The organism is Paenibacillus sp. JZ16, from assembly GCF_015326965.1.
Taxonomy (GTDB): Bacteria; Bacillota; Bacilli; order Paenibacillales; family Paenibacillaceae; genus Paenibacillus_AQ.
Window position 1 is genome coordinate 1,819,090 of sequence record NZ_CP017659.1, and the last position, 13,486, is coordinate 1,832,575.

14 protein-coding genes are annotated in these 13,486 nt (G+C 49.2%); all 14 read right to left on the reverse strand.

What is annotated here, in order from left to right:
* Positions 1-126: 126 nt before the first annotated feature.
* Complete coding sequence (locus tag BJP58_RS08100) at positions 127-864, reverse strand: regulatory protein RecX (RefSeq protein ID WP_194543522.1); 738 nt, start codon at positions 862-864, stop codon at positions 127-129.
* A gap of 142 nt (positions 865-1,006) precedes the next feature.
* Positions 1,007-2,068 carry a recombinase RecA gene (recA, locus tag BJP58_RS08105; protein ID WP_194544872.1) on the reverse strand — a complete coding sequence of 354 codons (1,062 nt, stop codon included), beginning with the start codon at positions 2,066-2,068 and terminating at the stop codon, positions 1,007-1,009.
* A 274-nt stretch (positions 2,069-2,342) separates the two neighbouring features.
* Positions 2,343-3,617 carry a competence/damage-inducible protein A gene (locus BJP58_RS08110; RefSeq protein WP_194543523.1) on the reverse strand — a complete coding sequence of 425 codons (1,275 nt, stop codon included), beginning with the start codon at positions 3,615-3,617 and terminating at the stop codon, positions 2,343-2,345.
* A 103-nt stretch (positions 3,618-3,720) separates the two neighbouring features.
* Entirely contained in the window at positions 3,721-4,308 is a 588-nt protein-coding gene (gene pgsA / locus BJP58_RS08115) for a CDP-diacylglycerol--glycerol-3-phosphate 3-phosphatidyltransferase (RefSeq protein ID WP_194543524.1), read from the reverse strand.
* A 258-nt stretch (positions 4,309-4,566) separates the two neighbouring features.
* Entirely contained in the window at positions 4,567-5,058 is a 492-nt protein-coding gene (locus tag BJP58_RS08120; protein ID WP_194543525.1) for a YajQ family cyclic di-GMP-binding protein, read from the reverse strand.
* A 149-nt stretch (positions 5,059-5,207) separates the two neighbouring features.
* Entirely contained in the window at positions 5,208-5,381 is a 174-nt protein-coding gene (locus BJP58_RS08125) for a DUF4175 domain-containing protein (RefSeq protein WP_146746999.1), read from the reverse strand.
* Between the two features lie 77 nt (positions 5,382-5,458).
* On the reverse strand, positions 5,459-6,496 hold the full coding sequence (locus BJP58_RS08130) for a helix-turn-helix domain-containing protein (RefSeq protein WP_194543526.1): 1,038 nt from the start codon (positions 6,494-6,496) through the stop codon (positions 5,459-5,461).
* Positions 6,497-6,543: 47 nt separating this feature from the next.
* Positions 6,544-7,311, reverse strand: coding sequence for a DUF3388 domain-containing protein (locus tag BJP58_RS08135; RefSeq protein WP_113058682.1), 768 nt, complete (start codon positions 7,309-7,311; stop codon positions 6,544-6,546).
* A gap of 203 nt (positions 7,312-7,514) precedes the next feature.
* Positions 7,515-7,769: a DUF3243 domain-containing protein gene (locus BJP58_RS08140; protein ID WP_009589302.1), complete on the reverse strand. Its 255-nt coding sequence runs from the start codon at positions 7,767-7,769 to the stop codon at positions 7,515-7,517.
* Positions 7,770-7,877: 108 nt separating this feature from the next.
* On the reverse strand, positions 7,878-8,648 hold the full coding sequence (gene ymfI / locus BJP58_RS08145; protein ID WP_194543527.1) for an elongation factor P 5-aminopentanone reductase: 771 nt from the start codon (positions 8,646-8,648) through the stop codon (positions 7,878-7,880).
* The gene (yfmH, locus tag BJP58_RS08150) at positions 8,648-9,928 is read right to left on the reverse strand and encodes an EF-P 5-aminopentanol modification-associated protein YfmH (protein WP_194543528.1); all 1,281 of its coding nucleotides are present in this window, start codon (positions 9,926-9,928) and stop codon (positions 8,648-8,650) included. The genes ymfI and yfmH overlap by 1 nt, the downstream gene beginning before the upstream one ends.
* Positions 9,929-9,931: 3 nt before the next feature.
* On the reverse strand, positions 9,932-11,212 hold the full coding sequence (gene yfmF, locus BJP58_RS08155) for an EF-P 5-aminopentanol modification-associated protein YfmF (RefSeq protein WP_194543529.1): 1,281 nt from the start codon (positions 11,210-11,212) through the stop codon (positions 9,932-9,934).
* Positions 11,213-11,337: 125 nt separating this feature from the next.
* Positions 11,338-12,150 carry a spore cortex-lytic enzyme gene (gene sleB / locus BJP58_RS08160; RefSeq protein ID WP_194543530.1) on the reverse strand — a complete coding sequence of 271 codons (813 nt, stop codon included), beginning with the start codon at positions 12,148-12,150 and terminating at the stop codon, positions 11,338-11,340.
* Between the two features lie 191 nt (positions 12,151-12,341).
* Positions 12,342-13,454, reverse strand: coding sequence for a glycoside hydrolase family 88/105 protein (locus BJP58_RS08165; RefSeq protein WP_194543531.1), 1,113 nt, complete (start codon positions 13,452-13,454; stop codon positions 12,342-12,344).
* Positions 13,455-13,486: the final 32 nt, after the last annotated feature.

Here is a 13,486-nt window from a genome sequence, read left to right on the forward strand (position 1 = left end):
TATGATAAAAAGATTCATATTTATTTTAGTATTTATAAAAAGATATTGTCAAGGGAAAGCAATGGGTAAACGTCAGTTTCATCCAATGAAACCATTTCTTTCACGAAAAAGTATCCAAACTGCCCTTTATTCGAAATCTTCCAGCTCGTCGTCCCACTCACCCTTTTCCTGATCCTCGTCAACCAGACGCTTGAGCACCTGACGCACCTGATCCCCGCCGAAGCCCCTACGCATTAAATATGCTCCCGTTTTACGTTTGCGATCCAGCAACTCTCCATGGGTTTGCTGCCATTTTTTCCGTCCCACGGCAAGCGCGCTCTCCAATTCGGCATCTGCACTGATCTCGCCCAAAGCCTCGGAGATCAGCTCCGTGCCGATTCCCTTCTGTCTCAGCTCCTGTTTGACCCACAGCCTCCCCTTCTTATGGCTTGTCATTCGCTGCTCTGTCCACATCTTGGCGTATAACGCGTCATCAATCAGCTTGTCCTTCTCCAATCGCTCCAGCGTCGTCTCTATGCAACTCGGCTCGAAACTTTTTTGCTGCAGACGCTGGGTGATCTCCTTGGCTGTTCTGGGTTTCCTGGACAGATGATTCAGCGCCTCTACATAAGCCCTCTGTCGTTCATCGGCCACGATAATTTCCTCAAGCTCTTCCTTGCGAAAAACATTCCCCTTGAACATCCGGTATTTCAGCATCACATCTTCATGAACGGTCATAAGGTACGGACCAAACGCGATTTGGTATCGGTGCTTGGGCTTTTTCAGCATTTCGACTGACGTTACAATCAAATCCTCATGGTCCGGAAAATGCCCTATACCTGATGCTTCTGCCTGCTCCGACATTTCCTTATTCTCTTCTTCCATATGTCGCTCCTCTCACTACCGCACCATTTCTGAGTAAAATAACCAAGACTGCATCTGGAAGTCTGAATAAATGCAAAGAAGACCGTCTGGCGTTACAAACACCGGACGGTCCTCAACACTGTAATCGATAACCAGCAATGAACTACTCTACTTTAAACAACTCTTGCTCTTCTAATTCCTCTTGTTCCTTATCCTTCTCGGAAGGCTCAGGAACAGCCGTGGTCAGATTGCTCGCTTCACGAATTTTGTTCTCGATAACACTAGCGATCTCCGGATTCTCTTTCAAGAATTGCTTCGCATTCTCCCGTCCTTGGCCAAGACGGTCACCTGAATAAGAATACCATGCGCCGCTCTTATCCACGATATCGAGTTCCGTTCCGATATCGATCAGGCTTCCCTCTCTAGAGATGCCTTCACCGTACATAATATCAAGCTCAGCCTGTTTGAAAGGTGGCGCTACCTTGTTCTTAACAACCTTAATCCGTGTGCGGTTACCCACCACATCGTTGCCCATCTTGATGCTCTCAATTCGACGCACGTCCAAACGAACCGTCGAGTAGAACTTCAGAGCACGTCCACCTGGAGTCGTCTCAGGGTTACCGAACATAACACCAACCTTCTCACGAAGCTGGTTGATAAAGATGGCAATTGTTTTCGATTTATTAATAGCACCCGACAATTTCCGAAGAGCCTGGGACATCAGACGAGCTTGCAGACCTACGTGGGAGTCACCCATGTCGCCTTCAATTTCAGCTTTTGGTACCAGTGCAGCAACCGAGTCAATAACGATGATATCAACTGCACCACTGCGTACCAGAGCTTCCGCAATTTCCAGCGCCTGCTCACCCGTGTCCGGTTGGGAGAGCAGCAATTCATCAATGTTAACGCCCAATTTGCTTGCATACGATGGATCCAGAGCATGCTCGGCATCGATAAATGCAGCCTGTCCACCAGCCTTCTGAACTTCCGCAATCGCATGGAGGGCTACTGTTGTTTTACCGGAGGATTCCGGTCCATATACTTCAATAATCCGGCCTCTAGGCAAGCCGCCGGTTCCTAAAGCTATATCCAATGCCAACGATCCGCTCGGCACAATCTCTACTTGCATGTGGGTGGATTCACCCAGTTTCATGATGGAACCTTTTCCGAACTGTTTCTCTATCTGACGAAGCGCCATTTCCAGCGCAGCACGACGATCTGACAATTGTTCCACAACCCTTCACTGTTGATAGTCATATCATACCTTGTTTTGACACGTTTGCCAAGCTTTTTTTCGAACATACATTCGTTTTTTTTATTCCGCACCCCTTCCCGTATATGCTCCATGCCTTATGTATAAACAACAAGAACCGTGGCAACATCATACGATATGCCACGGTTCTTCCGTATTTCCCATTATACTTGGAACCGTTCGTAAATACAAGAAGAGCTGCCAAGCAAGGTGTAAATTATTTACTTTTTTTGAATAGCGGATATCCCTATTCTGCAACCCTAAACCTTTTGGAGGCAACAAGACGCTGCCAAAGCCGGTAGAGCAGCGCCTTCGTAGCTCGGAGCCGGATCGTTTCACGGTTACCCTGAAGGTGCAGCTCGTGCACTTCCGTTTCTTTTCCCCGTTGAGACAATCCAATGTAAACCAGACCTATAGGCTTGCGTTCAGCATACCCTGGACCTGCCACGCCCGTTACCGATAAACCAAAGTCGCTGTCGGTTACCATCCGGACATGATCCGCAAGCGCTTCGGCAACCTCTGCACTGACGGCTCCCGGCGCATCATCCCCCTCAAGCAGCGCATGCGGGATATGCACAAGCTTCTCCTTGATCTGATTGGTATAACAGATGATCCCGCCAAGGAACATGGACGCGCTCCCGGGGATAGAGGTCAGCGTCTCCGCTACAAGGCCTCCCGTGCAGCTCTCCGCAGCGCTCAGCGTCCAGCTATGATCCGCCATCATATCGACGATGACCTTCTCAATGGGCACATCCTCGTTAGCATACATAAATTCCGGGCCTCTCTCCTGGATCCGGGCTTCCAGTTCATTCAGCCGCACCATGGCCTCAGCCTCGCTGGCTGCCTTCGTGGAGATCCGGACGGTGACCTCCCCCTCCTTGGCATACAACGCAATCGTCGGATCGGTCTGGGCCGTAATCAGGTCCTCCAGGCGCTTATCAAGCGCGGACTCCCCGATGCCTGCGAATTTGAGCATCTTTGAATAGATGGGAAGCTCTTCCGTAAGCACATGCTGCAGAAGCCAAGGCTTGGCCTCCTGCTCAAACATCGGCATCAGCTCTTTCGGCGGACCCGGCAACACAATGTAATGAGTCCCTTCATAGGATACCGCATTCCCGACGGCGAGGCCTGTTTCGTTCGGAAGCGGAGTCCCGCCCTCGATGGCCAGAGCCTGGCGCCGATTGTTCTCGGTCATTACGGATCCTCGTTCATGGAAAAAGCGTTCAATCCGATCCATGGCCATCCGATCAATATGCAATGAACGATTTAGAAAAGATGCGAGCGCATCCTTTGTCAGGTCATCCTGTGTGGGGCCCAGACCACCGGACAGAAGAACGATATCGGCTCTGCTGCTGGACAGCCGCAAGGCCTCCTTGAGCCTCTCCATGTTATCCCCGACAACGGTTTGATAGTATACATCGATTCCCATTGAAGCAAGCTGCCTGGACAAATACTGTGCATTGGTATTCACAATCTGTCCAAGAAGAAGTTCGGTTCCAACTGCAATGATTTCTGCTTTCATGATTCGTCCATCCTCCTGTGTCTGCTATCTCTTCACAAATACCCGCTTTCATAAAGTTCTTACCCTGCGGAAGAAAAAAGCAATAGGATTGCTCCTATTGCCGTTACGCCCCGGCACCTTTGAGAAGATGCCTGTTCTGGACAAAATATTCGATTCCCGAATAGATCGTAATCATCGCGGCAGCCCAGATTGCAATGACATCAAACGGAATTCCCAAGAATACAAACGGGAAATTATTGATCAGAAGCGCGACAATCGCCACAATCTGAATCACCGTCTTGATTTTCCCCGATTGACCTGCTGCAACGACGGAACCTTCCAGGAGTGCAATTTGTCTCAAGCCAGTAACCGCGAATTCTCTGCTGATGATGACTACAGCAATCCAGGATTCGCATTTGCCCATCTCCACAAGCGATATGAGGATGGCTGCCACCAGCAGTTTGTCCGCAAGCGGATCCAGAAGTTTACCCAGGTTCGTCACCATATTGTTTTTCCGGGCTAAATACCCGTCAATCCCATCCGTACTTGCTGCAAGTATGAATATCAATGCTGCAATCAATTGGTTGTAGGGAAGGACGAAATCATTCCACACAATAGGAGCCGGATAAAAATCAAAATCCACCAGCAGGAAAATCATCATGACAGGGATCAAGCAAATGCGGGCCAACGTGATACGATTGGGTAAATTCATGGGGCAACCTCCCTTGCAACGGGTTGTCTTGAAATTTTCGCAGACCCCGCGACTGTTATCCATCTGTACTTCAATAGGGTCGCTCTTCCCAAGAGCCTAAAGGGTTCGAAGCGTGAAGCGCTGTCTGTCATATTCATCCCCAGTAATCTATGTATACGTTAATCCTTATATATCGTTTTTTAGTATAATATTTCCGCTCACGCCCTGTCAAAAGAAACAAACCTGTCCATCCCATCCTATATGAGCCTGTGGCGGCGTTTATTTAAAATTCGTGAACTGCAGGTCCAGAGAAAGATCCGCTTTGCGAAGCAGCTGCATGATCTGCTGAAGATCATCCTTGCTTTTTCCGGTTACCCGAATTTGGTCACCTTGAATCTGACTCTTGACCTTCAGCTTGGAATCACGGATCAATATGTTGATCTTTTTCGAATTTTCCTGATCGATTCCTTGCTTTAAGGTCAGGCGCTGGCGAACGGTACCCATGGAAGCCGGCTCGATCTTGCCGTACTCCACATTTTTCAGCGACAAGCCCCGTTTCACCATCTTGGTTTGCAAAATATCAATAACGGCGTTGAGTTTGTACTCGTCATCGGATGCAATGACCAGTGCGTCCTTGTCCAGCTTCAAGCTGCTCTTGCTGCCCTTGAAGTCAAAACGGTTCTCGATCTCCCGCTCCGCCTGATTAACCGCATTGTTAAGTTCCTGCATATCCATTTTGGATACGATATCAAATGAGTTTTCTGAAGCCATGGTGAATCCTTCCTTTCATTTGGCGATAATGCTTCTATTATAGGTAAAACCGTGAGCCAAGTCTAATCCTCTACGAGATCAGCGGGATAAATGTGAACGAAAAAGACTCCGCTTATCGCCAACATCCGGCGAAAACGAAGCCTGCTCCGTCAACTGCTAGCTTTCTCATCATGCACCGGACGGCGAAACATGCTCAGTATACCGAGCAAAATATGTGCCAGTCCAAAGCCTAATATGCCATATCCCCAGTCACTTGGAATCAAATAGTAGCCCAAGAGGCTGACGATAACACCTAATCCGAATATAATCCAGTTGACCGTCACGAGAGCATCACCTCTTCCAGGAAGTGCAATAACAGCATGCAGCTGCATGCTGTTATGATGGCCTGGAGGACAGGCAATTATTCGATATCTGTCGTATCCGATGTACCTGTAGTATCTGTGGTGGTACCTGTGGCATCCGTACCCGTGTTGTCCATCGTGCCTGCGGAACCATCAGCCGGCTCCAGCAAGATACGCGACGTTGATTTTCCATCCGTTACGGGCTGGCCGCCAACCGTAATGGTGGTTGCAGCGGAGTTCCCTGATTTCACGTAAAGTCCCTGGCTATCCAGGTCAAAGCTGAGAGAATCACCATTCTCAAGCATTTGGAAAGCCAGCTTCTCTCCGGAGGTATTGTAGCCACGATACACTTCTACCCAGCTCTTACCTTCGCTCGTTGCCACAATCTCAACCTTCACGGACGAGCCTGTTACCTTAAATACGGTGTTCTTGCCTTCCGTCCGGTCCTGCGTCACCGTCGTTTCTCCAGGCGTTGTATTTCCCGGTTCGTCGATGTCCGTGCCATCTGTTCCGTCCGTTGCGTCTGTTGCGTCTGTTCCTTCACCGTCTGTACCTTCGTTACCATTACCGGTATCGTCCGTGGTGTTGTCGCCGCCCTGCGCTCCGTCACCTGGCGTGGCGGGATCCGTATTGCCCGTGTCTTCCGGCTTTTGCGCTTGATCCGTCTGCGTCTGATCATTATTGCTTACCGGAGGTTCTTCCTTAGGCTCATTCGAATTGATGGCCACCAAGTAAATGACAACAACGATCAAAATCGGGAATGTCCACATCAGCAGTGTAGGCAGCCATTTCATGTTCCGTTCGGCTGAAGGTCTGGCGGCACGTTTTTGAATAACCGGTTCCATCGTCGCTTCCGGTTCGGATTTAGGCACATCCTGTTTATGGCCTTCAAGCAGTTCGTCCGGGTCAATCCCCACCGCTTCCGCATAGGTTTTGATGAATGCCCGCACGTAAAAACTGCCGGGAAGTACTTTGTAATCCCCTGCCTCGATGGCTTCCAAGTATCGCTTGCGTATTTTTGTCATTTCCTGCACATCATCAAGGCTCATCCCTTTTTGTAGACGCGCCTCCCTTAATTGCTGTCCCAGTTCGGACATGCCATCACCTCCTACTTTAGAAATTCGTGGTCAAAGTCAAAACAATATTATAAATCGTCACTATAAGAGCCCGTGAACGTATCATAAACGATTTCCTCTTCCGGATTGTTTCGCAATTCGATTATAATATCGAAATCCTCATAGGAATATTCGGATTCGCGAACAAAAATATCCGGATGCTCGATCACCTTCGTACTCTCCATCCCCATGATATCCTGCAGGAGCTGATAATGACGTTCGTTGGATCGGATCGTGCTCACAATGCCGTCAATGATGAAAACATTGTTCGAATTCATCTCGTCCTCAGAGAGTTGACTGCGAATGGTTTGACGGAGCAGCGTCGAGGAAACAAAGGTCCAGCGCTTCATCGCGCAGACGCTGCCGGCGATAATGGACTCGGTTTTGCCGACGCGGGGCATTCCGCGAAGACCGATAACCTGATTACCTTCCCTTTTGAACAATTCACCCAAAAAATCAACAAGTAAACCGAGCTCATCACGCGTAAAACGGAACGTTTTACGATCATCCGAGTCCCGGTCAATATATCGTCCATGTCGGACAGCCAAAATATCGACCAGTTTCGGGGGTCTCAAGGCTGTTACCGTAATATTTTTCATTTTGTTTAACATTTTGCCCATCAAGATAATTTTTTCTTCATCATCCGTTTCCAGCAGCATTCCGCGAGTTTGGCCTTCAACACCGTTAATGGTCAGGATGTTTACTTCGAGCATACCTAATACGGAAGCAATATCGCCGAGCAAACCAGGCCGGTTCTTATGTATCTTGTATTCCATGTACCATTGATTCGATTCCACAAAGACACCTCTTTGCACTTCTTTTCCATCAATATTCGACAAATTCCAGCGAAAATTGCACGCAAAAACAGGTCAAATGAAAAATGGGTCACGTTAATGATATATAAAATAAAAATGAAAGGCAAGTATTAACGATGACATGAAAATTACATTCTTTTTTCTTGACAAAAAGCCCCCGTTGGCGGGGGCTTTTTGCAAGAGGGTTATGCGTTGTTCTTGGCCAGTTTCACCATCAGACGCGCGATAACGTGGCGTTCTTCCTCGTTACCTACATCCCACAATTCTTTCAGTGCCCGGTTAGATGAGTTTTGCGGGTCAACCTTCTCATCGAGGAAATCACCGATCTCATAAGCCAGCTGAGAAATGGTGTCTTCACTCATACCCGCTTTCTCGGCTTGAACGACGCGCTCGCCCAGAAATTTCTTCCAGGAATCAAAGTTTTTGATTACGGATGACATGAATTAAATCCTCCTTTTGCGTGGTGGCAATTCAGATTTAAAGTAACAATAGTAATATGTCCCCGTAACCAATCCCTTATGAGTGGTGAATTGCACCACGAATGACGATCAGGTCACCCAACCTCCATTCGGGCTGATCACTTGCCCGGTAATGTAGCCCGACTCGGGCAGCGCTAGAAAATACACCAGTGATGAGATCTCATCCGGCTGCGCCAATCTGCCGACCGGAATTTCATCCTCCAGCATGCGGATCTCATCCGATTCCAAATGCCCCAGCATGGACGTATCCACCGCGCCGGGGGCAACGGCGTTCACCGTCACGCCTGATGGGGCAAGCTCCTTCGCAAGGGCCTTCGTAAAAGCGTTAACGCCGCCTTTGCTTGTTGAATACAATACCTCGCAGGAGGCACCCGACAATCCCCAGATCGAGGACACATTGATAATCCTGCCAAATCGCTGGGAGATCATACGCCCCATAAACGCCTGGGAACACAGGAACATCCCTCTCAGGTTAATGGACATCAAAGTGTCCCACTCTTCCTCGGTCACGTCAGACAGAAGCCCGTAATGGGATACCCCGGCGTTGTTGACCAGGATATCCGGCTCCATATCATGACTCTGAAGCTTCTCTTGCATGCGCAATATTTGCTCTTTGTCGCGAAGATCCGCGGACACGGTTAATACCTTAGCACCATAGGCCATACAGCGGCGGGCAACTTCATTGGCCGCTTCATGCGAATTCATGTAATGGATAACGACATTCATGCGTACCGAAGCAAAACGCTCGGCAACAGCCGCTCCAATACCTCTGCTGGCACCCGTGATCAGGACCGTCATTTCCCCGATCGGTTTCAATTCTCTTCCCATGTCTTGCTTCATTACGGACTCACAACGATCGATACGGCCAATTGATCCCAATCGATATGCTCCTGCAGACGGCGGTTTACATCATCTATGGTAATGGATTCATAAACCGGTAGAACCTTAAAGAAATCCGCCCCGCGGAACTGATAGCGAGTGAATTCATGAGCAATATTTTCAGGGGAATTGAGCATGCGCAAGTATCCGCCCATTTTCTTCTTGCGGGCACGTTCAAAGTCGGATGCCTGAAATCCGGTTGCCTTTAGCTTATCCACCTCAGTGCGGATACGCTCCAGAAGTTGGTCCGGATCCTTCGTATCTCCGCCCACCGCAGAGAACGCATATTGGGGTGAACTGTTATATTCATGGCCGAAGCTGTCGGATATCAAATCCTCGTCATACAGCTGCTGATACAATTCCGTACTGGATCCAAACAGGAGGTCCATCATCAGCTTCGTTGTCAAATCTCGGCGCAGCTGCTCCTCAGCCGTTAAACCGACCTGCTTCTCCTTGAAGCCGAACAGGCATTTCGGCAGGGATACGGCCAGCCGGCTCTCTCGCCGCTTCTCTTCAACTCCCTTCGGCTCCGGATCGAATATGCGCTCGATGGAGCCTTGCTTCTCATACGATTTTCCGGCTTGATTCGAACGGATCAGGTTCATCGTTTCAACTGGATCTACGCCGCCCACCACGAACAGCAGCATGTTGCTCGGATGATAAAAGGCATTGTAGCACGTATACAGATCTTCCTTTGTAATTGTTCCGATGGATTCCACCGTACCGGCAATATCGATGTGCACCGGATGCACCTTGTACATCGCTTCGATAAGACCGAAGTATACGCGCCAGTCCGGATTGTCCTGATACATGTTGATTTCCTGCCCGATAATCCCTTTTTCCTTCTCCACGTTCTGATCGGTAAAGTAAGGGTTCTGCACGAAATTAATCAGCGTCTCCAAATTTTCATGGATGTTCTCCGTCGCAGAAAAGAGATACACCGTTTGGTCAAAACTAGTAAAGGCATTCGCCGAGGCGCCGTTCGAGGCAAACTTGGCAAAAATATCGCCTTCCGGCTCCTCAAACATTTTGTGCTCAAGAAAATGCGCAATGCCATCAGGAACGCGAGTTTCAGATTCGCCTTCAACCTTGAAATGGTTATCCACCGAACCATATTTGGTTGCAAAGGTCGCATAGGTTTTCTGGAAGCCGGGTTTAGGCAGCACATACACGTGCAGACCGTTATCCATCACTTCGTAATACAGCGTTTCCTGCAGGTTGTCATAATGAATGCTCTCCACCGGCTATTCCTCCTTTTGACCTTTCAGGAAATAGATCGTATCCAGCGAAAATGCCGAAGCTGCTTGCTTCACATCATCCACTGTAATGCCTTCCACCTGCTGCAGCAGCTCATCCGGCGTACGTTCTCGCCCCGACAGCGTGCGGTTGAAATCATACGCAATCATCTCAAAGGCCGAATCCTGCATTTCCTTAATGACGTTGCGGATCATGGCTTTCGTTTGGGTCATTTCGATATCCGTAATGGCACCGTTGGCCATGTCATCGAGCTGCTGTTGAATAATTTGGACAGCCTTCTCGAAATTTTGAACCTCGATGCCGGACTGGATGGTTGCAATTCCTTTATGACCGTCATATCGGGACGACGCGTAATACGCCAGGCTTTCCTTCTCCCTCACGTTAACGAACAGCTTTGAATGCGGGTAACCGCCTAAAATCCCGTTATACAATAGCGCGGCGGCATACTCATCATCTCCGTAAGTAATGGTGCTTCTCAGACCCATGTTGAGTTTGCCTTGATTAATGTCCAGCTTCTCCACGACCGTCTGCGTCCCGCTTGCTGCCGTTCGCGTGGAGGAAGGAACATAATCCTTGCTTGCTGTTCTGTTCAGTTTAAAATGCTCCTCTACGAGCTTCTTCACCTCATCCAAACTCGTATCGCCAACCACATACAGATCCAGAACGGATTCATTAAGCCAGTTCTGATAGGACTCATATAAGCCTTCCGGCGTGATACCGTCAAGATCCTTCCGTTCTCCTAACGGATGCAGCCGATACGGTTCGTTCTTGCACATAACCTCGATGCAGCGCTCCGCAGCGTAACGAATCTTATCATTGACGATGGACTCCAGCTTCTTGCGAACCGTGTCTCTCTCGGTCTGTACATAAGATTTGCGGAATGCTCCATTCTCTAACACGGGCTGGGTGAAAGCTTCGCCCAAAAAAGCAAATGAAGAGCGCAGCAGGCTCTCCGGACTCTTAACAAAAGAGTCATTGATCGTATCCATGCGAAAGTGCACGATCTGATAATCGCCACGCTTATACACATCAAATCCAAATCCAGCGCCGTACAGCTGCTCCAGCTGTTCTCGGAAAGCTCGCGTTTCCGGATAGGAAACGGTCCCTCTGCGCAGCACAAAAGGTGTAAGCGCGGTCGAGGTCACGGTTTCTTCTGCTAACGGACTTCCGGCGTAAAGCGATATCGCAAATGTCTTGAATCGGTTGGTCGGTAATACGTGAATCCGAATTCCTCCGACTGTACCGTGTTCAAATTCCGTTTTCGTCAAGGTCCATATCCCCTTACATCATGGATTGTCGTTGCCAAAATTTACTTCATAGATAACTTTCATTCTAACCCATTGCAAAGTGAAGAAGCAACCGAAGACAGGCCCCGGTTGCTGTTGTTTACGGCTTACATACAGAAGATATGTTGACCGATGGTTTTGACTTGAGGGCGGGTCCAAATCCATGGCGAGGTGGCCGTTTTCGGATTGAAATAGTACAGGCAGCCTCCTGTCGGATCCCAGCCGCTCAGCGCCTGCTGTACTGCTTTCTTCGCCTGCTCGTTCGGCTCAAGCCATATTTGACCGTCGGCTACCGCGGTAAAGGCTCTCGGCTCAAATATAACCCCATGCGGCGTATTCGGGAAGCTTGGTGATTTTACCCGGTTGAGAATAACCGCCGCTACGGCGACCTGGCCTTCGAACGGCTCTCCTCGCGCTTCGCCATATACGGCATTTGCCATGATTCTCAAATCGTTCTCTGAAAGGCCCATTGAATCAGATGAGGCTAAGTTGTTATTGCCGCTTTCTTTGTTGGCTGAACCTCCGCCACCACCGGCCGCTGCACCGCCTCCACCTTCATGAGCCTTAGGAGCGGTCGGACGGAAATCCTTGGTTGCATTATACAGTTTAAGCTTGACCTTCGGTCCTACGATACCGTCTACCTTCATGCCAAACTCCGATTGGAACCATTTAACGGCTCCTTGGGTTTTGGAGCCAAATACGCTGTCAATTTTCCCATGATAAAAGCCCAGGTGTTTCAGACGGCCTTGCAGCTCATACACATCTTCGCCGGTAGAACCAAATTTGATGGTCTGCTGGCTAAAGGTTGGCAAAGCTTCCTGAAGATTCGAATGATCTGTTTCCAGGCCTCCCTGAGCGAAGACAACGGCAGACAACAGAATCGCAATGCTTATTAGAATCCAGATTCTTGAGTTTTTCATGCTGCGCTCTACCTTTCTCTTGTGGTTTAACAAGCCTCGCTACCGTTATTATGACAAGCCTGCCAGTTTCCTATGCACCTGTTCCCGAGTGGACTGAACGAAGACAGCACATCATCGCAGCACAAAGAGAGCTGTTCCTCAGAGGAACAGCTCATTGATATTCGGAATAGATTTAACGCTCATCCACGGATTTATCCATATATCCTGCCAAGCTCTACGCACGCCATGACTAACGCCCCAACACCATGGAGGTCATTCTCGCATTGCTGCCTTTCCACATAATGCTTATAATCGCCGACACCTGTACCGATACAGATCTTGGGCATGACCAGATGCCCCTGACCATCCACATATACGGATTGAGCCAGGCCGTTATATCCATGTCTTGCATGGGAGATCAAGGATGAATCCAGATAACCGAGTCGAATCCCTTTGGCCAAGGTATATATGAAGAGGCTGGAGCAAGAGGTTTCCAGCCAATTGTCCTCCCGGTCCCCTTTATCTAGAACTTGATACCACAGCCCTGTAAGCGGATCCTGATAACGCACCAGCGCCTCACTTAATTCACGGAGCACAACAGCCAGCTCTTCCCTCGCCGGATGATCCTCAGGCAGTAAATCAAGGAACTCCACGATCGACAGCGCATACCAGCCTAAGGCGCGTCCCCAAAATTCCGGAGATTGCCCGCTAACCGGATCAGCCCAAGGCATCGTCCTGCTCTCGTCCCAGGCATGATAAAATAACCCGGTTGCCTGATCCTTGGTATGAGAGCGCATCAACCTCTCCTGGAACAGCACTTCATCAAATAAATGCGGCTTATTATACTGCTGGGCATATTTCATCGTGAACACGCCACCCATATACAAGCCGTCCAACCACATCTGGTAAGGGTAGCGATCCTTATGCCAGTATCCTCCATCCGTGGTCCGATTCAAAGTAGATAACAGACGGAGCAGTTTATCCGCGGCAGCCTTGTACCGATGTTCGGGACATACAGCATCCAGCTCCATCAGGAGCAGGCCCGCTTGAACGGAATCCAGCTCCCCCCGCTCCAGCAGCAGATTCCCGTTGGAATCCACCAGATGATCGACATAACCCTTAACGTAATCCAAAAACTTTGTTTCACCGCTAAATTTCCATAATTGAGACATTCCAACCAGAAATACACCCTGGTGGTAATGCCACCGACCTGCGGGCGGCAGCTGCTCCGGCGAATACATTTCCATGATCGATTGGCAAGCCTTGGTGCCGAGTTCTAGGGGTGACAAGGTCAACTGTTCTTGCTGCTGAATAGGATTGGACATACAGGCTCCTCCTCTTTTTTTAAATCATGTTC

Bases quoted from the DNA above. Each gene is read 5' to 3' on its own strand.
- sleB (WP_194543530.1), bottom strand. From the start codon at position 12,150: ATGAAAAACTCAAGAATCTGGATTCTAATAAGCATTGCGATTCTGTTG.
- BJP58_RS08165 (WP_194543531.1), bottom strand. From the start codon at position 13,454: ATGTCCAATCCTATTCAGCAGCAAGAACAGTTGACCTTGTCACCCCTA.
- BJP58_RS08110 (WP_194543523.1), bottom strand. From the start codon at position 3,617: ATGAAAGCAGAAATCATTGCAGTTGGAACCGAACTTCTTCTTGGACAG.
- ymfI (WP_194543527.1), bottom strand. From the start codon at position 8,648: ATGAAGCAAGACATGGGAAGAGAATTGAAACCGATCGGGGAAATGACG.
- BJP58_RS08140 (WP_009589302.1), bottom strand. From the start codon at position 7,769: ATGTCATCCGTAATCAAAAACTTTGATTCCTGGAAGAAATTTCTGGGC.
- pgsA (WP_194543524.1), bottom strand. From the start codon at position 4,308: ATGAATTTACCCAATCGTATCACGTTGGCCCGCATTTGCTTGATCCCT.
- BJP58_RS08120 (WP_194543525.1), bottom strand. From the start codon at position 5,058: ATGGCTTCAGAAAACTCATTTGATATCGTATCCAAAATGGATATGCAG.
- BJP58_RS08130 (WP_194543526.1), bottom strand. From the start codon at position 6,496: ATGTCCGAACTGGGACAGCAATTAAGGGAGGCGCGTCTACAAAAAGGG.
- BJP58_RS08100 (WP_194543522.1), bottom strand. From the start codon at position 864: ATGGAAGAAGAGAATAAGGAAATGTCGGAGCAGGCAGAAGCATCAGGT.